At 66.1% G+C, this 20,511-nt stretch carries 31 protein-coding genes and 1 pseudogene; 14 read left to right on the top strand and 18 right to left on the bottom strand.

Features of this window, described 5'->3' with window-relative positions; genetic code table 11:
• The 3 genes from ACLD7X_RS12625 to ACLD7X_RS12615 all read left to right on the top strand — a co-directional run.
• Positions 1 to 793 (top strand): photosynthetic reaction center family protein (locus tag ACLD7X_RS12625; protein WP_411423999.1); only part of this gene is annotated, 793 nt, incomplete at its 5' end.
• Positions 794 to 1,297: 504 nt separating this feature from the next.
• Complete coding sequence (locus tag ACLD7X_RS12620) at positions 1,298 to 1,858, top strand: pyridoxamine 5'-phosphate oxidase family protein (RefSeq protein WP_411423997.1); 561 nt, start codon at positions 1,298 to 1,300, stop codon at positions 1,856 to 1,858.
• A 309-nt stretch (positions 1,859 to 2,167) separates the two neighbouring features.
• A complete protein-coding gene (locus ACLD7X_RS12615) occupies positions 2,168 to 3,712 on the top strand; it encodes an FAD-binding domain-containing protein (RefSeq protein WP_411424001.1) in 1,545 nt (514 codons plus the stop codon).
• Between the two features lie 191 nt (positions 3,713 to 3,903).
• Here the strand turns inward: ACLD7X_RS12615 and ACLD7X_RS12610 are convergent, their stop codons facing one another.
• Positions 3,904 to 4,461, bottom strand: a complete 558-nt coding sequence (locus tag ACLD7X_RS12610) for a DUF924 family protein (RefSeq protein WP_411423995.1) — start codon at positions 4,459 to 4,461, stop codon at positions 3,904 to 3,906.
• The gene (locus tag ACLD7X_RS12605; protein ID WP_411423994.1) at positions 4,461 to 4,655 is read right to left on the bottom strand and encodes a thiamine-binding protein; all 195 of its coding nucleotides are present in this window, start codon (positions 4,653 to 4,655) and stop codon (positions 4,461 to 4,463) included. The genes ACLD7X_RS12610 and ACLD7X_RS12605 overlap by 1 nt, the downstream gene beginning before the upstream one ends.
• Before the next feature lie 53 nt (positions 4,656 to 4,708).
• Here ACLD7X_RS12605 and ACLD7X_RS12600 point away from each other — a divergent pair, with 53 nt between their 5' ends.
• The 4 genes from ACLD7X_RS12600 to ACLD7X_RS12585 all read left to right on the top strand — a co-directional run bounded on the left by ACLD7X_RS12600 (position 4,709) and on the right by ACLD7X_RS12585 (position 6,097).
• Complete coding sequence (locus ACLD7X_RS12600; RefSeq protein ID WP_411423993.1) at positions 4,709 to 5,158, top strand: CopD family protein; 450 nt, start codon at positions 4,709 to 4,711, stop codon at positions 5,156 to 5,158.
• A gap of 271 nt (positions 5,159 to 5,429) precedes the next feature.
• Entirely contained in the window at positions 5,430 to 5,738 is a 309-nt protein-coding gene (locus ACLD7X_RS12595; RefSeq protein ID WP_411423992.1) for a hypothetical protein, read from the top strand.
• Positions 5,735 to 5,989 (top strand): hypothetical protein, encoded by a 255-nt coding sequence (locus ACLD7X_RS12590; protein ID WP_411423991.1) that lies wholly within the window; start codon positions 5,735 to 5,737, stop codon positions 5,987 to 5,989. Before ACLD7X_RS12595 ends, ACLD7X_RS12590 begins: the two co-directional genes overlap by 4 nt.
• A 3-nt stretch (positions 5,990 to 5,992) precedes the next feature.
• Complete coding sequence (locus ACLD7X_RS12585) at positions 5,993 to 6,097, top strand: DUF1651 domain-containing protein (protein ID WP_411423990.1); 105 nt, start codon at positions 5,993 to 5,995, stop codon at positions 6,095 to 6,097.
• Between the two features lie 58 nt (positions 6,098 to 6,155).
• Here ACLD7X_RS12585 and arsB read toward each other — a convergent pair whose 3' ends face one another.
• Positions 6,156 to 7,181, bottom strand: a complete 1,026-nt coding sequence (gene arsB / locus ACLD7X_RS12580) for an ACR3 family arsenite efflux transporter (RefSeq protein ID WP_411423989.1) — start codon at positions 7,179 to 7,181, stop codon at positions 6,156 to 6,158.
• Positions 7,181 to 7,567, bottom strand: coding sequence for an ArsR/SmtB family transcription factor (locus ACLD7X_RS12575; protein ID WP_411423988.1), 387 nt, complete (start codon positions 7,565 to 7,567; stop codon positions 7,181 to 7,183). The genes arsB and ACLD7X_RS12575 overlap by 1 nt, the downstream gene beginning before the upstream one ends.
• Positions 7,568 to 7,649: 82 nt before the next feature.
• On the opposite strand from ACLD7X_RS12575, the gene ACLD7X_RS12570 reads away from it, so the two are divergent.
• The 3 genes from ACLD7X_RS12570 (at position 7,650) to ACLD7X_RS12560 (ending at position 10,003) form a co-directional block, all read left to right on the top strand.
• Entirely contained in the window at positions 7,650 to 8,675 is a 1,026-nt protein-coding gene (locus ACLD7X_RS12570; RefSeq protein WP_411423987.1) for an ArsJ-associated glyceraldehyde-3-phosphate dehydrogenase, read from the top strand.
• Positions 8,676 to 8,816: 141 nt separating this feature from the next.
• Complete coding sequence (locus ACLD7X_RS12565; RefSeq protein ID WP_411423986.1) at positions 8,817 to 9,530, top strand: MFS transporter; 714 nt, start codon at positions 8,817 to 8,819, stop codon at positions 9,528 to 9,530.
• Positions 9,449 to 10,003: an MFS transporter gene (locus tag ACLD7X_RS12560; RefSeq protein WP_425625196.1), complete on the top strand. Its 555-nt coding sequence runs from the start codon at positions 9,449 to 9,451 to the stop codon at positions 10,001 to 10,003. Before ACLD7X_RS12565 ends, ACLD7X_RS12560 begins: the two co-directional genes overlap by 82 nt.
• Here ACLD7X_RS12560 and ACLD7X_RS12555 read toward each other — a convergent pair.
• The 9 genes from ACLD7X_RS12555 to ACLD7X_RS12515 all read right to left on the bottom strand — a co-directional run bounded on the left by ACLD7X_RS12555 (position 9,992) and on the right by ACLD7X_RS12515 (position 13,817).
• Positions 9,992 to 10,585 (bottom strand): cation efflux transmembrane domain-containing protein, encoded by a 594-nt coding sequence (locus ACLD7X_RS12555; protein ID WP_412007299.1) that lies wholly within the window; start codon positions 10,583 to 10,585, stop codon positions 9,992 to 9,994. The two genes, ACLD7X_RS12560 and ACLD7X_RS12555, sit on opposite strands and share 12 nt — an antisense overlap.
• 187 nt (positions 10,586 to 10,772) lie before the next feature.
• Positions 10,773 to 11,336: a hypothetical protein gene (locus ACLD7X_RS12550; protein WP_425625195.1), complete on the bottom strand. Its 564-nt coding sequence runs from the start codon at positions 11,334 to 11,336 to the stop codon at positions 10,773 to 10,775.
• A gap of 299 nt (positions 11,337 to 11,635) precedes the next feature.
• Entirely contained in the window at positions 11,636 to 11,989 is a 354-nt protein-coding gene (locus tag ACLD7X_RS12545) for a hypothetical protein (RefSeq protein WP_411423982.1), read from the bottom strand.
• A 216-nt stretch (positions 11,990 to 12,205) separates the two neighbouring features.
• A complete protein-coding gene (locus tag ACLD7X_RS12540) occupies positions 12,206 to 12,370 on the bottom strand; it encodes a hypothetical protein (protein WP_411423981.1) in 165 nt (54 codons plus the stop codon).
• A 23-nt stretch (positions 12,371 to 12,393) separates the two neighbouring features.
• Complete coding sequence (locus tag ACLD7X_RS12535) at positions 12,394 to 12,663, bottom strand: Txe/YoeB family addiction module toxin (protein ID WP_411423980.1); 270 nt, start codon at positions 12,661 to 12,663, stop codon at positions 12,394 to 12,396.
• The gene (locus ACLD7X_RS12530) at positions 12,650 to 13,177 is read right to left on the bottom strand and encodes a type II toxin-antitoxin system Phd/YefM family antitoxin (RefSeq protein ID WP_425625194.1); all 528 of its coding nucleotides are present in this window, start codon (positions 13,175 to 13,177) and stop codon (positions 12,650 to 12,652) included. The genes ACLD7X_RS12535 and ACLD7X_RS12530 overlap by 14 nt, the downstream gene beginning before the upstream one ends.
• Positions 13,174 to 13,491: a nucleotidyltransferase family protein gene (locus ACLD7X_RS12525; protein WP_411423979.1), complete on the bottom strand. Its 318-nt coding sequence runs from the start codon at positions 13,489 to 13,491 to the stop codon at positions 13,174 to 13,176. Before ACLD7X_RS12525 ends, ACLD7X_RS12530 begins: the two co-directional genes overlap by 4 nt.
• 4 nt (positions 13,492 to 13,495) lie before the next feature.
• Positions 13,496 to 13,618, bottom strand: coding sequence for a hypothetical protein (locus ACLD7X_RS12520; RefSeq protein WP_411423978.1), 123 nt, complete (start codon positions 13,616 to 13,618; stop codon positions 13,496 to 13,498).
• Positions 13,619 to 13,625: 7 nt separating this feature from the next.
• Positions 13,626 to 13,817, bottom strand: a complete 192-nt coding sequence (locus ACLD7X_RS12515) for a hypothetical protein (protein WP_411423977.1) — start codon at positions 13,815 to 13,817, stop codon at positions 13,626 to 13,628.
• Between the two features lie 197 nt (positions 13,818 to 14,014).
• Between ACLD7X_RS12515 and ACLD7X_RS12510 the strand changes: the two genes are divergently transcribed.
• Positions 14,015 to 14,902, top strand: coding sequence for a DUF429 domain-containing protein (locus tag ACLD7X_RS12510; protein WP_425625193.1), 888 nt, complete (start codon positions 14,015 to 14,017; stop codon positions 14,900 to 14,902).
• 206 nt (positions 14,903 to 15,108) lie between these two features.
• On the opposite strand, the gene ACLD7X_RS12505 is transcribed toward ACLD7X_RS12510, so the two are convergent.
• A complete protein-coding gene (locus ACLD7X_RS12505) occupies positions 15,109 to 15,945 on the bottom strand; it encodes an alpha/beta fold hydrolase (protein ID WP_411423974.1) in 837 nt (278 codons plus the stop codon).
• A 549-nt stretch (positions 15,946 to 16,494) separates the two neighbouring features.
• A complete protein-coding gene (locus tag ACLD7X_RS12500) occupies positions 16,495 to 16,698 on the bottom strand; it encodes a hypothetical protein (protein ID WP_411423972.1) in 204 nt (67 codons plus the stop codon).
• A gap of 93 nt (positions 16,699 to 16,791) precedes the next feature.
• Here ACLD7X_RS12500 and ACLD7X_RS12495 point away from each other — a divergent pair, with 93 nt between their 5' ends.
• From ACLD7X_RS12495 to ACLD7X_RS12485, 3 genes and pseudogenes are all read left to right on the top strand, one after another.
• A complete protein-coding gene (locus ACLD7X_RS12495; protein ID WP_411423971.1) occupies positions 16,792 to 17,163 on the top strand; it encodes an AbrB family transcriptional regulator in 372 nt (123 codons plus the stop codon).
• A 120-nt stretch (positions 17,164 to 17,283) separates the two neighbouring features.
• Complete coding sequence (locus ACLD7X_RS12490; protein WP_412007301.1) at positions 17,284 to 17,919, top strand: alpha/beta fold hydrolase; 636 nt, start codon at positions 17,284 to 17,286, stop codon at positions 17,917 to 17,919.
• 136 nt (positions 17,920 to 18,055) lie between these two features.
• Positions 18,056 to 18,235 (top strand): annotated as a pseudogene (locus tag ACLD7X_RS12485) (IS5/IS1182 family transposase); the annotation flags it as partial.
• Positions 18,236 to 18,240: 5 nt separating this feature from the next.
• Here ACLD7X_RS12485 and ACLD7X_RS12480 read toward each other — a convergent pair.
• The 3 genes from ACLD7X_RS12480 to ACLD7X_RS12470 form a co-directional block, all read right to left on the bottom strand.
• Positions 18,241 to 19,341 carry a DUF4912 domain-containing protein gene (locus tag ACLD7X_RS12480; RefSeq protein ID WP_411423969.1) on the bottom strand — a complete coding sequence of 367 codons (1,101 nt, stop codon included), beginning with the start codon at positions 19,339 to 19,341 and terminating at the stop codon, positions 18,241 to 18,243.
• A gap of 631 nt (positions 19,342 to 19,972) precedes the next feature.
• Positions 19,973 to 20,152 carry a hypothetical protein gene (locus tag ACLD7X_RS12475; RefSeq protein WP_411423968.1) on the bottom strand — a complete coding sequence of 60 codons (180 nt, stop codon included), beginning with the start codon at positions 20,150 to 20,152 and terminating at the stop codon, positions 19,973 to 19,975.
• Positions 20,153 to 20,218: 66 nt separating this feature from the next.
• Positions 20,219 to 20,374: a hypothetical protein gene (locus tag ACLD7X_RS12470; protein WP_411423967.1), complete on the bottom strand. Its 156-nt coding sequence runs from the start codon at positions 20,372 to 20,374 to the stop codon at positions 20,219 to 20,221.
• Positions 20,375 to 20,511: the final 137 nt, after the last annotated feature.

Here is a 20,511-nt window from a genome sequence, read left to right as displayed (position 1 = left end):
CTGGGAAGCTGCCTCCCTCGATGAGTGGCTGTACAACGGCGGTCCTTACCAGCTGGTTGTCTTCCACTTCCTGATCGGCGTCTTCTGCTACATGGGCCGCGAGTGGGAACTTTCCTACCGCCTCGGCATGCGCCCCTGGATCTGCGTGGCCTACAGCGCCCCCGTGGCTGCTGCCAGCGCCGTGTTCCTGGTGTATCCCTTCGGTCAGGGCTCCTTCTCCGACGGCATGCCCCTCGGCATCAGCGGCACTTTCAACTACATGCTGGTGTTCCAGGCTGAGCACAACATCCTGATGCACCCCTTCCACATGTTGGGTGTGGCCGGTGTGTTCGGCGGCAGCCTGTTCTCCGCCATGCACGGTTCGCTGGTGACCAGCAGCCTGGTGCGTGAGACCACCGAGAGCGAGAGCCAGAACTACGGCTACAAGTTCGGCCAGGAGGAAGAGACCTACAACATCGTGGCTGCCCACGGTTACTTCGGTCGCCTGATCTTCCAATACGCCAGCTTCAACAACAGCCGCAGCCTGCACTTCTTCCTGGCTGCCTGGCCTGTGATCGGCATCTGGTTCACCGCCCTGGGCGTGAGCACGATGGCCTTCAACCTGAACGGCTTCAACTTCAACCAGTCGATCCTCGACGGCCAGGGCCGCGTGATCAACACCTGGGCTGATGTGCTGAACCGCGCTGGCCTGGGCATGGAAGTGATGCACGAGCGCAACGCTCACAACTTCCCCCTCGACCTGGCCGCTGCGGAAGCCACCCCCGTGGCGCTGACCGCCCCGGCGATCGGCTGAGGCCGCCAGGACGGCATCACCAACCGGCCTGAACACAGGGTGATCAACTCTGTGCGATCAGTCCGGTGAACCCGAATCCCTTAGGTCCCCTCCACTCCAGGAGGGGGCTTTTTTCATGGCTGGTCCACCAGCCATGCAGCCGTGACAAGCGGAAGGGCGGCCAGAAGACAGGACAAGTGGGAGGTGCTTGCACGGCAGGGACAGCCTTTACAGATCAGGGGAAATCACTTATGTTGCTGTTTGTAACAACGCGGCTCATGATGGGAGAGTTCCTCGATCCAGTGGCTAACGAGTTCCCCCTGCGGCTGGTGTTGAGCATTGTCTGCAGCGCCGCCATTGGCCTCTGCGCAATCCTGCAGCCTGGTGAAGAGCGTGATGATGACGATTCCGGCTCAGGAGGTGGTGGCCTGATGCAGCCAGTCGCTGTTGGAGCGCGCTGATCGGCAGCCCGTCAGGTATCGGAAGTGCCCTGGCCCTGAACCGACGCCAGCCGAAGCCGACGTGATGGCACTGCCGCCATGGCGAGCGTTACTCCGCGGGGCCCGCGAACGGGAAGGCCGCTCACCAGCGGCCCGCTGGCTGCAGCTCGCCACCGTCGCTCCCGATGGCAGCCCGCGGGTGCGCACCCTGGTCTTTCGTGGCTGGGTCGCTGGCGCCGCGTTGGATCTGCTCACCGACGGGCGCAGTGCGAAACAGGTTGAGCTGCAGCAGCAGCCCGCCGTGGAACTGTGCTGGCTGCTGCCCAAAGCCCGCTCTCAGTTTCGCCTGCGCGGGGACGTACTGACCTTGCCCCCAGACGTGGACAGGGATGCGCGCCTGCGGCACTGGTACCAGCTCACCCCTTCAGGCCGCGCCCTCTGGGGCTGGCCCGAACCGGGGGCAGCGTTTGATGCCGCAGAGGCTTTCCCGCTGGAGCTTGCCGACGCAACCCCGCTGCCGGAGCATTTCCAGCTGCTGCGCATTGATCTTGCCCAGGTGGAGTTGCTGGAGCTGAGGGATCATCCTCACCTGCGTCGTCGCTGGAGACGAGCCCACGGCTGGCAGGAGGAGCGTCTGAATCCCTGATGGGTGGCGCAGCAGCGCAGGGTCTACACCTCACTTCAGGATTCACAGCGGGCAGCTCACCTCAGCAAGCCTGGCCTCGCTAGGGCCAGCTCTCCGCTTCGGTTCGCTGGAGGCTCAAACCAGCGGTGCCACTTCCGGGACATGCTTCGCCATGCAGGCCTCGCACACCCCGTGGGAGAACTCCACGTTTCCTCGGCGGAGCTGCAGGTCGCTGAGGTCATGGTGGCGGTGCTCGCCGTCCGATGACCAACCCGCCAAAGTGGAACGCCGGAGTTGGGCGGCGGCGAGACGGTGGGCTCTCTGCAGGTCATGTGGTTCAAGCGGGATCTGCGGGTCACCGACCATCGGCCGTTGCTTGAGGCCAGCCGCCACGGGCCGGTGCTGCCGCTGGTGGTGATCGAACCGGAGCTGTGGCGGCAGCCGGATGCCTCCGCCCGCCAGTGGGCCTTCTGCGCTGAGAGTCTGATCGACCTGGGCCAGGAGCTGGCCTGTCTGGGCCAGCCCCTGGTGGTGCGGGTCGGAGAGGTGGAGGAGGTGCTGGAGCGAGCCCGGCGTCGCTTCGGGATCGGCGGCCTCTGGAGCCATGAGGAGACAGGAAACGGCTGGACCTACGCCCGCGACCGGCGGGTGGCCGCCTGGGCCCGGAGGCACGGCATCACCTGGCGCCAATGCCGCCAGTTCGGCGTGATCCGACGGCTGCCCAGCCGCGACGGCTGGGCCCGGCGCTGGCAGGAGCTGATGGGCGAACCGCTCTCGCCGCCGCCGCCGCGGCTGCCTTGCCTGGAGGGGGTGGATCCGGGCACGTTGCCCGATGCTGCAGCGCTTGGCCTGGCGGATGATCCCTGCCCCGGCCGCCAGCCCGGCGGCCGCCGTGAGGGCCTGGCCCTGCTGGAGAGCTTCCTGCAGCACAGGGGAGCCCGGTATCACCTGGACCTGTCGAGCCCTCTCACCGCCACCAGCGGCTGCTCCCGGCTCTCGGCGCACCTTGCCTGGGGCACCCTGTCGCTGCGGCAGGTGGTGCACGCCTGCCGCCACCGCCGACAGGAGCTCGGCGCCGGCGCCAGCGGCTCCACTGTGGGCCGTACCTGGCAGCGGGCTCTGCGCGGGTTCCAGGAACGGCTCCACTGGCACTGCCATTTCATTCAGAAGCTGGAGTGCCAGCCCGACCTGGAATTCCGCGAACTGCATCCACTCATGGCGGGGCTGGCCTCAAGTGATCCCGTCCGCCTGGAGGCCTGGGCCCGGGGACGCACCGGACTGCCGTTTGTGGATGCCTGCATGAGGTCGCTGAGGGCCACCGGCTGGCTCAACTTCCGCATGCGGGCGATGCTGCTTTCGGTGGCCTGCCACCACCTCAACCTCCCCTGGCGCGACGCCGGACTGGTGCTGGCGCGCCTGTTCGTGGATTACGAGCCCGGCATTCACTGGAGTCAGTGCCAGATGCAGGCGGGCACCACCGGCATCAACACCGTCCGCATCTACAACCCGATCAAGCAGGGCGAGGACCACGACCCCCACGGCAGCTTCATCGGCAGGTGGCTGCCGGAGCTGGCTCAGCTGCCGCCGGCCCAGCGCCATCGGCCCTGGACCCTCGAGGACGCCGGCCCGCTCCTGGCCGGCCGGGGGGTGGGGCTGGACTATCCGCAACCCGTCGTCGATCCCGCCGCTGCGGCCAGGGAAGCCCGCGAGCGAATCCATACCCGGCGGCGGCAGGAAGGCTTCTCGGAAAGGGCGGACACGATCCAGCAGCGGCACGGCTCCAGGCGTTCGGGACTCCGCCCCGGGGAGCGCCGCCGCCGCGGGAGCGGCGACGCGGCGACCACAGACCGCCAGCTGAAACTGGATCTTGGCTGAGCTGCTGCCCACGATCGGCGCGAACCCCGGAGATGACACCGGCCTGGCGGCGGCAGGTGATGGCGGCGATCGAGCGGATCGAGATCGGGGGCGGGCGGGTCGTCAGCGTCACCCTGGCTGCAGGGTGAACGCCGGCACCTTGCAGCGCCAGCCCTGGGTCGCCTTCCGCCGCCGCCGTGGGACCCGATGGCTCAGAAGCCTGAGCCCGGTGTCTGCAGGAAGGCCAGCTCCGCAGCGCTCGACACCCTCCCAAGAGCAGCGTTGCGATGGGGGAAGCGGCCAAAGCGGGCGATCACGTCACGGTGCCGGCGGGCGAACTCGGCGGTGCGTGCGTCGGTGAACTGCCCGAACAGCGGCACGGCCGCCTCCTGCACCGCCAGCTCCTCGCTGTGCATCTGCGGCATCAGCCAGAACTGTCGCCGCGCCTGCTCGGGTTCTGCCTCCAGCCAGCCCTGCTCCACCGCCCCCAGGCTCAACCCCAGGGCCTGGGGATCGCCTGCGAAGGCCATGGCGGTGTCGCGCCAGATCTGGCGCGGGAACTGATCGAGCAGCAGCACCAGCGCCAGGGCGCTTGGCGCCTCAGTGCTCCATGGGGCGAGCTCGCCGGCGATCGCCTGTCGTGTGAGGCCGATGAAGCGCTCCCGCACCTGCCCGTCAAAGACCGGGTCTTTGGCAAACCACTGCCCAGGCCGAGACTCCTCAAACCAGAAGTGGAGGATCGCTCCAGGCGCCTCCGGATGATCGGCCATCAGAGCAGCGCCTGCACCCTGGCCACCTTGCCTTCCAGGGTCTGCTGCTTTTCCCCTTCAATGGCGGTGCCGTTGGGGTGCAGCTGGATCTTGAGGGCGGCTGTCGTGAGCTCCCTTTCGCAGGCGGCGATGCTGGGCGCCAGGGGCACCCCCACGCCGATCGGCACCACCCACAGGTCCACGAACACCTTCACGCTCAGCCCCTCTGGATCGCACCCATCGTGGGTGGAGATCCCCCGGTGCTGCCATGTCCGTCTTCCCGCTGCTGGTGATCGTGCATGCCCTCGCCGCCACGGTGTGGACTGGCGGGCATCTGGTGCTGGACCTGGGGGTGCTGCCCAGAGCCCTGCGGGAGCGGAGCGCGACGGCGATCCGCAGTTTCGAGGAGACCTTCGAGCCGCTGGGCCTCACCGCCCTGGCGATCCAGGTGGTGACGGGGCTGTGGATGACCTGGATCTACCTGCCGAGGTTCCAGGGGCTGTTCAGCCCGGCCAATCCAATCGGGATGCTGGTGGGAACCAAGCTGTTGCTGCTTGCCGCCACGGCTGCCCTGGCCATCCACGCCCGGCTTCGGCTGATCCCCAACCTCACCGACGCCACCCTCAGCGGTTTGGCCTGGCACATCCGCGGCATCACCGCTCTGGCGATCGCCTTTGTGGTGGTGGGTGCCCTCATCCGGCTGGGTGGCCTGGTCTGAGCCGCCATGTTGTCCTTGGCGTCTGACGCTCTGAGGTGAAAACCATGAAAGTCACCGTTGAGCTTTCCGAATCAGAGATGGCCGAAATCCTGGAATGCCAATGGCCAGCACCAACTCACGCACATCGGCCCGTTCCCGTCACGCTCCACCGCCTCCATCCTGGGGGTCGTGCAAGCGGTGGATGGGGGTACTGATGCGTGAGCGGCTGCGGTGCCTGCCAGCCGCACTTGGCCGGTGCCACGGTGCCCGGTCGGCTTCGGGAATCGCCGCGATGGCGGCCCTGCTGATCGGCGGCGCCCCCAGCCGCGCCGAACCCTGGAAGGACTGCGCCTACAACGACCGGCCGATCCCCTGCCGCGACAGCCACAGCAGCGACGGCACAGTTCAGATCGTCTGGAAGGACGGCACGGCGATGACCTACCGACTGATCCAGGAAGGCTTCCCCTTCTCCACCCTGCGAGACAGCCTGGGCGGCCTCTGGGAACGGGAGATCTACGTCCAGGGCAATGCCGTGTTCACCAACAAGGCCAACGGCAACCGGATCTTTGTGCCGCTGCGCCCGGAATCCAACCGGCCATGAGTGACCTCGACGCCTTCCTCCGCTGGAACTCCGGCCACCTGCTGGAGAACCGCACCCGTGGCGCCTATGCCGAGTGGCTGGTGCACTGGAGGTGGCCTGAACCTCGCGTGGCGACCAGCAAGCACCCGCCCCTCTCCCCCAAGCCTGGCTGGCTGAGCGATGGACGGCAGGTGTTGCACTTCCGGCCTACCCACTGGGACCGCTGGAGCCAGCGGCTGGAGCTGATCACCGAGGAGCTGCTGCCCGACTAGCCCGTGCCTCGGCTCAAGCACCGCAAGGAACTCAGCCGGCAGGAAGCGCTCAAGCTCTGGAACAAAAAGCTCAAAGAAGGCTGGCGGAAGACAGAAGCCCAGTGGTAATCGGCTGCGGTGCCAGCTCAGGAGCGAGTCCTTCTCTCAAGGGCCTATCGGGCCTGGTTCAGACGGTTCGATAGGGGAACAAGCGTGCGTTGCGATTCGCGATCGCCACCAGCGAGAGCATCACTGGCACCTCCACCAGAACACCCACCACGGTGGCGAGCGCAGCTCCGGAATTGAGTCCGAACAAGCTGATTGCCACGGCCACGGCCAGCTCGAAGAAATTGGAGGCGCCGATCATGGCGCCGGGGGCCGCTATGGCATGGGGCTGGCGCCACAGGCGCATCCACTGGGCACTGATCCAGAAGATCAGATAGGTCTGCAGGATCAGGGGGATGGCGATCAGAACGATCGCCAGTGGATTAGCCAGGATGGCGCTGGCCTGCACCATGAACAGCAGCAATACCGTGGCGATCAGGCTCACGATCGCCAAGGGCTTGAGCCGCTGCTCAAGACGGTCCATCCGACGGGTGGAGTGCAGCAACACACGGGTGAGCCAACCGGCCGTCAGTGGAATCACGACAAACAGACCCACCGCCGTGAAGAGCGTGTTCCAAGGCACCAGCACCTTGCTCACGCCCAGCAGCAGCGCGGCGATCGGAGCGAAGGCGAACACCATGATCAGATCATTGATGGCCACCTGAGCCAGGGTGTAGTTGGGATCCCCATCGCTGAGGCGGCTCCACACGAACACCATGGCCGTGCAGGGTGCCACGCCGAGCAGGATCATGCCGGCGATGTATTGGTCAGCCAGCTCGTCTGGAATCCAGGCCGCGAAGAGTCCGCGCAGGAACAGCCAGGCGATGGCTGTCATCGTGAGCGGCTTGATCAGCCAGTTCACCACCACCGTGATGACCAGTCCCCTGGGCTGATGCCGCAGTCCGGCCAGGGAGCCGAAATCGACCGCCAGCATCATCGGGTAGATCATGCCCCAGATCAGCAGACCGATGGGCAGATTGATGCGTGCCACCTCCAGCGATGCGATCGCCTGAGCGGCCCCCGGGAAGAGGGCGCCGAGGGCTACGCCGGAGGCAATCGCGAGTGCGACCCAGAGGCTGAGGAAGCGCTCAAAGATGCCCATAGCCATCAACAGCAAGGTTCAGCGGGAGTTGTGCAGTGGGCCGCCAGGCCGGAGAGCCAGCCCCGCAGCTGTTCGATGGCTTCGGGTCGGAGTCTGTAGTACACCCAGCGGCCGCTCTGACGGTCTGTCAGCAGCCCCGCCTCCTTCAGCACCCTGAGGTGAAAGGAGAGCTTGGACTGGGCCAGGCCCAGCTGCTCGGTGAGCTCGCACACGCAGCGTTCCCCGCCTCCAAGGGCCTCAATCAGCTGCAAGCGGATCGGTTCGGCCAGGGCCTTCAGCAGAGCCCTGGCCTGATCGGCGCCGAGCGATCCGGGCGCTGGGGCGATGGCGGTGGCTGGAGGGCCAACTGTGGCTCGACGGAGGCCCGCCGGAGAACTGGTGCTGACCTGCATGTGACCGGCGACACACAACCCATCAATCCTAGTTGATTTATGGTGCGTCGGCCTCCGCGCCCCGAAGCGGGCTGCTGCAGCCATGAAGATCGGAATCAACGGCTTCGGCCGTATCGGCCGCCTGGTGTTCCGCGCCCTCTGGGGCCGGCCCGGCATCGAGCTGGTGCACGTGAACGACGCCGGCGGCGATGCCCAGACCGCGGCGCACCTGCTGGCGTTCGATTCCGTGCACGGCCGCTGGCAGCAGGCGGTGCAGACCAACACGCGCGGCTTCTTCGTGGGCACCAAGCCCGTGAGTTACACCCAGGAGAAGGAGCCCACTGCAGTTCCCTGGCGGGAGACGGGCGTGGAGCTGGTGCTCGAATGCAGCGGCAAGAACAAGACGCCTGAAACCCTGCAGCCCTATTTCGATGCGGTGGGCCTCCGGCGCGTCGTGGTGGCCTGCCCCGTCAAAGGAGAGATTGCCGGTGCCGAGGCGCTGAACATCGTGTTCGGCATCAACCATCACCTCTATGACCCGGAGCGGCACCGGCTGCTCACCGCCGCCTCCTGCACCACCAACTGCCTGGCTCCGGTCGTGAAGGTGGTGCACGAAAGCTTCGGCATCCGCCACGGCTCGATCACCACCCTGCACGATGTGACCAACACCCAGGTGGTGGTCGATGGCTTCAAGAGCGATCTGCGCCGCGCCCGCTCCTGCCTGCAGAGCCTGATCCCCACCAGCACCGGATCGGCCAAGGCCATCGGCCTGATCTTCCCGGAGCTGCAGGGCAAGCTCAACGGCCACGCCGTGCGGGTGCCGCTGCTGAACGCCTCGCTCACCGATGCAGTTTTCGAGTTGGAGCGCAACGTCACGGTGGAGGAGGTGAATGGCGCCTTTGAAGCCGCCGCGAATGGCCCTCTGCACGGCATCCTCGGCTACGAAACCCGGCCGCTGGTGTCTGTGGATTTCGTCAACGACAGCCGCAGTTCGATCATCGACGCCCTCTCCACGATGGTGGTGAACGGCAGCCAGCTCAAGGTCTACGCCTGGTACGACAACGAGTGGGGCTACAGCTGCCGCATGGCTGATCTGGTGAGCCATGTCGTCCTGCTGGATGAGCGTTGAGACCAGGCCATGAACAGAGACCCACGACCCACCTCGATCGAGGCCTCGAAGCAACCGCGCCAGGCTCTTTCTGCGCTGCAGCAATACGCGATCGTCACCGCCAACTACTGAGCGTTCACGCTCACCGACGGCGCCCTGCGCATGCTGGTGGTATTCCACTTCCATGAGCTCGGCTACAGCACCCTCGAGATCGCCTTCCTGTTTCTCTTCTATGAGTTCTTCGGGGTGATCACCAATCTCTATGGCGGTTGGCTGGGCGCCCGCTTCGGGCTGCGGCTCACGCTGTGGACCGGCACCCTCATGCAGGTGGCGGCACTGCTGATGCTGATTCCGGTGGCTGATTCCTGGCCGAAGTGGTGGAGCGTCGCTTATGTGATGGTGGCTCAGGCCATCAGCGGCATCGCCAAGGATCTCAACAAGATGAGCGCCAAGAGCGCCATCAAAACCGTGGTGCCGGAAACACCGGAGGATCACGGCAAGGGCGAAGGCCAACTGTTCCAGTGGGTGGCCATTCTCACCGGCTCCAAGAACGCACTCAAGGGCGTGGGCTTCTTCCTAGGGGGTCTGCTGCTCACCACGATCGGCTTCAACGCGGCGGTGGGTGCGATGGCGGCCGGTCTGTTTCTCGCCTTCCTGCTCACCCTGGTTCTGCCGGCGGAGATCGGCCGCATGAAGCTGAGCCAAGCTTCACCGCGTTGTTTTCCAAATCCGCAGGCATCAACATCCTGTCGCTGGCCCGCTTCTTCCTGTTCGGCGCCCGTGATGTCTGGTTCGTGGTGGCCCTGCCGGTGTTTCTGCAGCAGGCCCTGGGCTGGCGCTTCTGGGAGGTGGGTGGCTTCATGGGCCTGTGGGTGATCGGCTACGGGATCGTGCAGGGATCGGCGCCCGCCCTGCGACGCAGCTGGGGCCAGAGCGCCCCCCCGGGCGTGAAAGCGGTGGAGTTCTGGAGCGGCTCGCTCACGGCCATCCCTGCGCTGATCGCCATCGCCCTCTGGCGGGAGGCGGCCCATCCCGGCATTGCCGTGGTGGTGGGCCTTGCCGCATTCGGATTGGTCTTTGCGATGAATTCTTCGATTCACAGCTACATGATTCTCGCCTACACAGAAGCCGAGGATGTCAGCCTGAACGTGGGCTTCTATTACATGGCCAATGCTGCCGGCCGCCTGGTGGGCACCGTGCTCTCCGGCGCCCTGTTTCTGGTGGGTGGTCTGCAGGCGTGCCTGTGGGCTTCGGCCCTGCTGGTGGCCCTCGCCTTCGCGGTGAGCACCCGTCTGCCGATGCCGCCGCGTCAGCTGAGCACCCAGGCGACAGACGGCTCACGGGCGTGAGGCGCGAGCCTCGCGAAGGATGCGGAGGCCGCCGTTGAGCACCAGCAGGCTGATGGCGGTGCCGATCAGCAGGTCGGGGATGGGGCTGCCGGTCCAGGCCACCAGCAGGCCGGCGACGATCACGCCGAGGTTGGCCAGGGTGTCGTTGGTGGAAAAGATCACCGAGGCGCGCATGTGCACTCCGCCATTGCGGTGCCGACGCACCAGCACCAGGCAGAGCAGGTTGGCGAGCAGGGCGAGAGCGCCTATGCCCATCATCACGGCGCTCATCGGTTCAAGGCCAAGGACGCTGCGGCGCAGCACCTCCAACAGCACCCAGATCGCGAGCAGGATCTGAAGCCGGCCGCTGAGTTGCGCGGCACGGCGCTGTCGCTTCAGGCTGCGGCTCACAGCCCCCAGGCTGATGCCGTACACACCCGCGTCGGCGAGCATGTCGAGCGAGTCAGCAATCAGACCGCTGGAATCGGCGCGGAGGCCAAAGGCAAGCTCCACCACGAACATGACGGAGTTGATCACGAGCACCATCCACAGGGTTCGGCGTTCCAGCGCCGCGGATGGATCCGCTCCACAGTCGCAGTCCATTTCCTTGCTTGTGCCCTGGCCCGCAGCATGGTCACAACAAAGCCCGGAGCGCTGGCCCCGGGCTTTGTCTGCTCAGCCGTGGTGCCTTCCCAAGGGGGGCGGGCGCAGCTGTGCGGTCGGTTGATCGTCAGATCAGGTGGTTTTAGTTGTGGTCGGAGCTGCCGGCGCTGGCACCTGGGGCCAGGTGTCAACCGGGACGTTCCGTTGGGTCCGGGGCACCTGGGGCGGCGCAGTGGACGGCGACAGGGCTGTTCTCGCAGAGCAGCGACACGCCAGGAACGTCACATCTGGTCAGGACTGTTGGAGCAGGGGCCGGATCGTCAGCGCACTCCTGGCTGGTGCTCAGGCGGGGTGTCTTCCATCGACGGAGCCTCCGAATCCCGTTGCAGCCACGATCGAACCGGAGGCTGGAGACAGCAGGAGCAGCAGCGGGATCCACATCCCTCGTGACCAGCGGCAACGCATCGTCATGCAGGGCCGACTTCGAAGCCATCGTCTCGGTGAGCGCCCTGCGCCTGAAGCGCTTGAACCGCCCCGGCTGATCCCATGGCCTCCATGCAAGGCCGATCAGCTGGAGGTCGAGAGCATTCCTGGCCCTGGCGGCACCGTGGTGCTGCAGGCGCGTGTGCCGGGCAGGCCTGTGCCGTTGCCACTGCTCACGGTCACCGCGGCCGACGGTCAGCTGCACGGCCTCGGGCCTGAACAGCTGGCCCAGCCTTGGCAACAGGTGCTGCAGCGCCGGTTGCGCCATGCACGGCGCAGCATGCAGCCCGATCAGCTGGGACTGCGGCTGCGTGCCGCTGCCACCAGACAGTGCGCACCTGGAGCAGGCCCTGGCTGTGCTGCGGGAGGAATGCCTGGCCTTTGCGGCCAGGCCTGAGTGGAAACCGTTGATGCTGGAGCCGCCGCTGGTGCGTGGCGTGAAACGGATCACGCCGCTGGCGGTGGAGCTGAGTGTGCTGCTGATCACCCAAACGGGCGATCAATGGGCGGCTGAACGGGCCCTGCTCACCCAGATCGTGGCGCGGTTTGAGCGCGAGCGGCTGAACGTCACTCCAGCACCCGCGCAGGACCGGTGCAGACCCAGGTGCGGCCAATCCCCTTGGCGGAGAGAAAGGGTGTGTCGTAGAAGCTGGGCTGGCCCTTGGCGCTGTCGCTGTTCTGCACACGCCACTGCTCGCGCTCGCAGCTCACCGTGAGGGTGAGCGTGCCGCCACCGGGCTGGTTCAGCCGGAACAGACGCACACCGTCGTAGAGGCCCATGGGCTTGGCCTGCAGCTGCTTGAGCAGGATCGCCAGCGCCTGCTGCGGTTCGGCCTGTGCCGCAGGGAGCAGCCAACCCGCCGCTGCCAGGCAGGCCAGCACGCTGATCAGCCGCCCACGTCTTCCGCTGACTGCTGCCATGACCGATCCCACTGATTGGTTCAATTCTGATGAGCCATGCTGCAGCTGTCAGCGAAAGACTCAAGGCAAGAGATGACATCCCCGCCCTTTGATTTCTACGTTTGGGAGCAGCAGATCTCCCTGTTGTGATTGGAGGCGCTGGCCTGGCTCAGCCCAGGTGAGGTGTGCGATTGCGTGGGCCAGGTTTGCCACGACAGCGACGGCCCTCGATCGGCATCACAGGCCGCTGCCGTTGATGTTCAGAATTGGCAGCCGCGAAACCAGTTCCCCCTCCGAGAAGGTCTTGAGCACGGCGAGGTGCTCGAGGAGGGTTTCGTACTGGGCTGCCTCGATCAGGGTGAGGCCCATGAGCTGGGTGGGGCCGGGCCCCAGGGAGGTCATGGGCTATTGCCGAGCTTCCCGTTTCAGCGGTAGTGGTAGCGGCAGGCCAGGATCACCAGCAGGTTCGCTGCCAGGCGATACACCAGCCGATGCTCGTCATCGATGCGGCGTGACCAGCAGCCGGAGAGGTTTTCCCGCAGCGGCTCCGGTTTGCCGATGCCCACGCAGGGATCCCGCAGGCAGGCCTGAATCAGCTGGTTGATGCGCCGCAGCTGCTTGCGGTCCTGGCCCTGCCAGTAGAGATAGTCCTCCCAGGCTGCCGGCGTCCACGCCAGCCGCTCAGTTGCCGGCATCCACCAGATCGGCGTCGATCAGGGGATGGTCGAGCAGCTCACCACGATCGGCCTGCTCCAGTGAGCGCTGCAGGTGGGTGGCATTGGCGGGAGCGCGCAGCAGATGCACCGTCTCCATCAGGCTGTTGTAGGTGTCAAGCGACATCAGCACGGCACCCTGGGCGTGGCGCCGTGTGATGAGGGTGACATCGGCGTCGGCCTCGACACGATCCAGCACCGCCTTGAAGCTCTCGCGGGCTTCCGAAAAGCTCACCACCTGCATCTGAGGCGTCCAACTCCCTGTACAACAGGTTAGGACTGCCGGCCTGGGTCTGCACGGCACGAGCAGGGGGAGTCCCCTGCTGCTGAGAGCTTCTCCGTCAGCCAGAAATTGCATACAGATCACATCCAGAAGACCCTGGCCTTCCTCCTGCTCCAGCAGGCCTGGATCCTGTAACAGCGGGTTGGCCTTGCGCTCGTACCGCTCCAGTGCCTGCCGCAGCGGAACGAGCACCAGCAACAGCTCGTCACTCACGCGCTGATGCCGTCCTTGAGGATCGCCGCTCGCAGAGCCGGGTTCATCCGCTCCCGCAGGCGCACCAGATCAACGGGGCGTTGCAGCAGCTCTTCCAGTTCCTGTTTGAGATGCACGGTGGCAAACGGCGTCAGCGGATCCAGCTCCACCCACACATCCACATCACTGCCAGCCGTGGCCTGCCGACGGGCCATGGAGCCGAACAGACCGATTCGCTGCAGCTGGTAGCGCCGCCGCCACTCGCCACGGTGCTCACGCAGGAGCGCAAGAACCTGCTCCAGGCTGCCTGCAGGCTGGGCTGTAGAGCGGCTCATCACATCAGACGCGCCTGTTCAGTATCGGCCGGATCAGCGGCTGCACCAGGGCGCCGATGCCGCCGGAGCCGTAGCTGGCGCCGAACTCCAGCACCGAGAACTGGGTGTGCTGGGCGTAGGGGTCCACAGCGGCATCACCGGCCGTGCTGCTGCCACGCCAGCTCGCTGCTCAGCCAGATCGCCCCCGGCTTGGGCGGCAGACGGGCGCTGCGGCAGAGGATGCCGTTGTAGGTGAAGTCACCGGTGTCGACGCCGGGGATGGAGGTCTCATGCAGCAGGAGCCGTGCATTGGCGAAGGGCTGCAGGGGCGTGGGGCCCCCGCTCAACCCCTCAGCAGGGCAGTGGCACCCAACATGTCTGCAGCGGAGCCGCTGAACTGCACCCAGGTGGCCAGGGCCGCCCAACTGGAGCGGGGATTGGCGTAGACGGTCGCGTTCTCCTGGCGCAGCAGAGCACCGTGGCCGGTAGGGCCATGGCCTGGCGGATCGCGGCTTGATCGCCGGGTTGCCAGATTGCAGCCAGGGTGTGTGCATCCGGCACGGCGGTGAGGATCGAGAGGCCAACTCCTGTTGCCGGGGGCCTGGTGCTGGGGATCGATGCGGCCTGGACGGCCCATCAGCCCAGTGGTGTGGCCCTGGTGCAGCAGCGCGGAGATGCATGGTCGTGTGTGGCCCTGGCTCCCAGCTATCAGAGCTTCATCGACCTGGCCCATGGCACCCCTGTGGACTGGGCGGCACGGCCGCAGGGCAGCAGGCCAGAGATCGATGCACTGCTGGACGCCGCTGAACGTCTTGGCGGAGGGCCGGTGGATCTGATCGCCTTCGACATGCCGCTTTCCGCCGAGCCGATCGCCCAGCGACGTGCGGCCGATCGTGAGGTATCGCGGTTGTTCGGCAACCGGGGCTGTGCCGTCCATAGCCCGACGGCCCAGCGGCCTGGAGCCATCGCTGACCGGATCCGTGAGGAGCTGCAGAGCAGGGGCTACCCCCTGCACACCGCCACAGATTGCGCTGGGCCTCGCGGGGTGATCGAGGTCTATCCCCATGTCGCCCTGCTGGCGCTGCTGCAGCGCGACTACCGGGTTCCCTACAAGGTCAGCCGCTCGCTTCAGTACTGGAAGGCTGAGCAGTTGCCGGTGTCCGAGAGGATCCGCCGGCTGCTGGTGGAGTTCCGGCAGATCCGAACCGCCCTCAATCAGCACATCGGGGCGATCGCCCTGCCTCTGCCGGAGCCTGAGCAGGTCTCCGCTCTTGCTGCCCTCAAGCCGCTGGAAGACAGCCTCGATGGCCTTGTCTGCGCCTGGGTGGGGATGGAGCACCTGCAGGGCCGCACGCGGGGCCTGGGAGATTCCCTTGCCGCGATCTGGTGCCCTGAACAGGCCTTCCGCCCAGGCAAGGATTCGCCGGGTTAGGTGGGGGCTGAAGTAGAGGATCAGCGAGCTGCATTTGAGGAGAACGGAGGCAGCAATGGAGCGCTGGCGGAGGTCCGGGGCGCGGCCCTGGCGACCTGAATCCCGCTCCGCCAACCCCTCTGCGCCTGTTGACCGTGCCTCTCAGCTGAGCGGATGGGCCATTTCGCAGGGGGAGACGGGTTGTTCAGCGAACGCCTGGTGGGCGATCACCTCAGGCCGCTCAGCCAGTCGCGCACGCAGGAGACGCAGGCCTCTGTGGACTCATACGGCAACACGTTCCTGCCCTCGATGGTGGTGATGGCGGCCTGCGGCAAGGTGCAGCGATAGGTGGCCAGGCGCTCGCTGAGATCGTCCCAGTACCGCGCGCGTCCGATGCCTGTGGCTGATTCCCCGAACACCACCAGCAGGGGAATGGTGAGTTCCGCGAGCTGTGGCTCCCAGTTCCGGCGCCAGAAACCTGCGAGGAAGGAGAACACGGCCCAGCGGGTGGCCATCGAGCGGGATCCCTCCACCAAGGTGTCCAGCCATTCGGTATCGACGTCTTCGGCGCGGGCGAACAGATTCTTCTGCGAGAACGCACGCAGAAAGCTGCGGCGCCGGGCGTAGCGATAGAAGAGCCCTCCGACCGGTCCACGGAACAGCAGCCGCCACAGTGTGTGGGCCCGCTCTGGTGGGAATGCCTCCTGCAGCACGCGCCAGCCCGGCGGGCTGATCGCTACCAGGCCACGCACCAGTTCAGGCGCCCCGGCCTGGAGCGCCAGCGCGATCGGAAGGGAGGCGCCCTGGCTCACGAGAACGGCCGGCCGCGAACCGCGCTCCCGCAGCTGGCTGATGAGCGGTTCGGCCCAGTTTTCCGGGGTGAGTGGTTGCTCCGGGCAGGGAGCATCACCGCAACCGATCAGATCCGGCGCCAGCAGTTCTGCTGTGGGGTCACGCGTCGTCCAGCAGCGGATGAACCGATCCCAGAACCTCGAGGAGAGGCCGACACCGATCGGGTGGATCAGCAGCAGCGGTGTGGAGGCTGAACTGGCGGTGCTGTCCATCAGGGTTCCGCGACCCGTCCATCCTGTCGATGCCTGCAATGGGATGCCGGGGAATCCGCCGATCGGGGATCAAGCGGGCGACCCTCCGCCTCCACCACCCCGTAGCTGGCCGCCAGTTCCGCGTCACCCTGATGATTGTCCTCAAGCAGGAAGGCGCCCCGTGGGGGGCGCCTTTGCACCGGTTGCGGCGGTCACCTCCTCACACCAGGGACGGCCGGTCGGGTGTCTGGGGTTCACGTGTCACCTGTCTGGGGCCTGGCAGGCAAGGAGTGAGATCACGTCTGCAAGAAGAGATGCTCGGGGCTTGACCTTCTCGCTTGTGATCCACACCCGGGTTATGCAGCCCGGGGGTTCAACACGCGGGGATCAGCAGTGGCGTATGGCTTTCTGCACCTACGGGAAGGCGTTCGCGCTGCGCCATCGAGTTCACGGCGGTTTCACGCACATTGGGCGCACCTCCTTTGTGACCACCGGCTCGGGGGATCCCTGGCCGGATTCTCTTGGAAGGCAGGGTCCGGGTTGGCTTCCGAATCTCCCCTCAACCTCAAGTTAGGCCTCTTTCCCGGCGGCGGCGGCTTGCCGGTGTTCCTGTTCCCGTACCCCCTGAACCCCCTTCAGCGTGGCGATGAGCGATGGGCAGGCTTCCCCGTCGCCGATGCTGACAAGACAGGGATGCGCCGTGCCCGCATGCAGGAAGTGCTGCGCCGAGGTCACACGGTCCTGGATGGGAATGGTGATGGCAAAGCTCTGCAAAAGCCTCCGCCCATGAGGGCTACCCCCGAACCGTGTAGCGCTCACAGCCAACAGCCCGAGCATTAGAGTGCCGTTAGTGGATGCTTCACCACCATGGCCCTCACCGGATCTGAACTGCTCGCCAAAGTCAAAGAGCTCGGAGATGGTTCCAAATCCGATCTGGTGCGGGCCGCTGGTTATGTGAGCACCAAGAAGGATGGCGGTGAGCGCCTCAACTTCACCGCCTTCTACGAGGCCCTGCTGGAGGCCAAAGGCGTCAGCCTCGGAGAGGGTGGTGGCAACGGCAAAGGGAAGGCTGGCCGCAGCTTGAGCTACGTGGCCACCGTGCAGGGCAACGGCAATCTGCTGGTGGGCAAGGCCTACACCGGCCTGCTCGACCTCAAGCCGGGAGATGAGTTCGAGATCAAGCTGGGTCGCAAGCAGATCCGCCTGGTGCCGGCGGGAGGGGCCGACGAGGAGGAGTGAGGGGCAGCTGCGCTGATCGTTCTCGTTCGGGGCGGCGACGTTGAGGCGGACGGATTGTCGCCGGTGGGTTACGCGAGCAACGACCCAATGAACGCTGAGGCCACCCTCTCCTCGCCCCGCTTGATCGACGGGCCCGAGTCCGCGCCAGCCACCGTTCTGCTGGCCCATGGGGCTGGTGCAGCGATGGACAGTCCGTTCATGGCGGCCATCGCCAGTGGGCTGGCGCACTGTGGCTGGCGGGTGGTGCGCTTTGAGTTTCCCTACATGGTCCGGATGCGAGAAACGGGTCGCCGGCACGGGCCCGACCGGATGCCGGTGCTGCTGGAGGCGTTCCGCCAGCAGGTGCAGCTCGAGAAGACAGGGGGGCCGAAGCGGCCGCTGGTCATCGGCGGCAAGTCAATGGGCGGTCGGGTCGCCAGCCTGCTGCTCGATGACCTGTCTGCCAGCGATGGGGTGCGCGGCTGTCTGTGCTTGGGCTATCCCTTTCACCCGCCCGGCAAGCCGCTGCAGCTGCGCACCGAGCACCTGGCGGGGCTGCAGACTCCAACCCTGATCCTGCAAGGGGAGCGGGACACGTTCGGCCGGAGAGAGGACGTGGAGACCTACAGGCTCTCGCCGCAGGTGCAGCTGGGCTGGATCCCCAGCGGTGACCACAGCTTCAAGCCGACCCGCAGCTCAGGCCTGAGCGAGGCGGAGAACTGGGCCGCGGCTGTGACCTTGAGCGATCAGTTCCTGCGGGAGTTGCTCAGCTGCTGAGTCCCCTCCGGGGCCCCAGCCTGCAGCCAGCTCCACCCCCCTGAGTGCTCTCGATCGGCGATGGCGACGGGATCCGCGTCAAGCACCCGGGCCGGACTGACGTGACCCCCTTGATCGGTCCAGGCGCTCGATCGGTTGGTTGGTCGGCCTCGATCCGGATGATCCCGTCCGGCATCCCACCAGGTTCCCCAAGACCAGGGAGCGGCTGCTGCGTGAGCAGGTGATGGGCAGGTTCCTGGAGACGCTGATGGCGGCTCCGGAGGTCCAACCGCTGCTCAGCGACGAGCACGTTTCAGTGGGGGAACCGGCATGGGCTGATGTTCAGAACCAGGCAAGCTCCGCCTCTTCCCGGGTGTTCACCTGGGCTTCTGGTGTGCGGCGCTGGAATTCCAGCCGGATCGAGCGCTCCTGCTCCCCATCGGCAGCGACCGCACGGATCGGATAGAGCTGCTCGCCATCGCGGAAGGGCACGTGCACGCGGAAGGTGCCGTCGGCGTTTAAAGCCACCGGCGCTTCGCCGATGAACAGGCTGGCGCTCGGTTCGGTGGCAGCGTGGACGATCAGCTCGGCATCAGCCACCAGCCAGAAGGAGCGCTGGCGCAGCAGACCACTGCCCGATTCGCTCCGGCCGCTGGCCCACACCCCAGCTCCTGAGGCATTGAGCAACCCTGCCTGTTCGCCACCAAAATCATTCTCATGCAGCACCTCCGAGCCGACGCGGCGGCTGCGGGAGCTGGCGACCGTGGCCAGCCGGTAAAAGCGCTCGTGCTCTACCCCGCCACTGCTCAAAGCTGGCACCGGTTCCGAGATCGCACCGATCGGAGCCTCCAGGGAAAAGGCTGCAAACCCATCGGCCATCCCTGAGCTGGGCTCCAGCGCCGGCACCCGCGCCACGGAAGACACCGCCAGGGAGAACCAGCCGCCGCCGGCCAGGCGATAGCCCAGATCGACGCGATAGTCGCGATCACAGAGTGGTACCGGCAGGTACCACTCCCGTGCGTCCGTATCCACCACCAGCTCCTGCAGGGCGTGGGGATGGGCAGCCCCGAGGGGCAGGCCGGTGACATCAGCCACTCGCAGGCAGAGCTGCTGCCCGCCTGCAGCCGTGGCCCGCGCACGATCGTCGCTGCTGATCTCCCAGAACACATAGGCCCACTGGGGATCCCGCGGCAGGAAAACCACACGGGTGGTGGCAGACGGCCGCGTTGGGATCGCTGCCGCTGTGATCTCAGCAGCCATGGCTGTGGCGGAGACAACTGGCTGTTCAGCGGGTGCCTCTGGCTGAACCTGACTCAAGGCCTCCACCAGCTCTCCCTTGGCAAGCCGGGCGTAGCTCTTGACGCCCAGGCGCCGGGCCAGCTCGCGCAGCTGGACCACTGTTTTGTTGAAGAGGGCTGCTGCGGGGAACAGGGAAAAGGCCATCGACCACCCAACATCACAATCCTTCACATGATCCCCTCTGCCCCCCGGGCAGCCGCGGCTCTGTCAGCACATGGGGATTGCCGCGGGATCAAGCAGCTCTTGCCTGAACAGGGCTAAGTGCGGATGCCACCTGCTTTATGGGGCAAATCGGCGGCTGTTTCCCGGCTCGAGCACCCCTTCCCGCACGACCGCGACTGGGCGCAATGATCAGAGAACACAGACGCAGGCCGGCGGCCTCAGCCGGCCACACCCCCAAACGCCTCTATCTCAGGACGGCTCCATGACGATCCCCTGATGTCGCAGCAGCGCCTGACAGAAGGCAACCCGCTCAGTGATGGGCATGTCGTGCTTGCTGTCGTTCGTCCGCCAGGCTCAGGGCCCTTCAGCCCCGCAGCCCATGCATCTGGTCTTCGGGCTGAGATCCTCGGGCTTGGGGACCTCTGGCCCCCTCTAGGCCGTGTAAGACCTCTGGGCGCCAACCCAATCCAGGGTCTGCTGAGGTCCTAACCCCCTCCCCGATGTCCCTGAGTTGAGGTGGCTGGGTTTGTCTTGAAAGCCCCCATCGTTGACCTATGAAGAGGGGCACTGGCCCTGAAGGGGCTCCCTCAAGATAGATACGCCTGGCCCCCTGTCAGTTCCCAATCTTGCGATCCAGCCACTGCGTCAGGACATAGACCCCGATAAACATCGGCAGATAGGCGATCCACATGTTCGGGAGGTCAAGCTCTGCATTGTTGATCAGAACAAGCCCTCCGTAGCTGATCGCGCCATAGAACACGGCCCTGCGCAGTGGTCCAGTGATCTTGTTCAAGCGGAATCGGCGTGGAGTTGAGCCTCAGGCTAGGAGCCTGTCGCGCGATGCGGCCAGTCCAGATGGTCATAGAGGAAGCACTGGAGCGCTGGCGAAGGTCCAGGGCCGCGCCCTGGACCCGTCGGGGGTGGCGGTGCTCATCGAGATGGAGCGGATGGTGCGGCTGGCAAGGGTCTGCACCCGATCGCAGCCGGCTGCCACCACCGAGCAGTAGGCGTTCACGGTGGGCCTGGCGTGGACCCCAGAAACTGAACCAGTCCTTATGAGAGCTTCCCGACCGGCCAGACTTGGCCAGGAGAAGCCCCATGAAACGCAAGCGTCACACCCCCGAGCAGATCATCCGCAAGCTGCGCACGGCT

The organism is Aphanothece microscopica RSMan92, assembly GCF_046613545.2.
GTDB lineage: Bacteria > Cyanobacteriota > Cyanobacteriia > PCC-6307 > Cyanobiaceae > NIES-981.
This window is presented reverse-complemented; position numbering and strand designations above follow the sequence as displayed.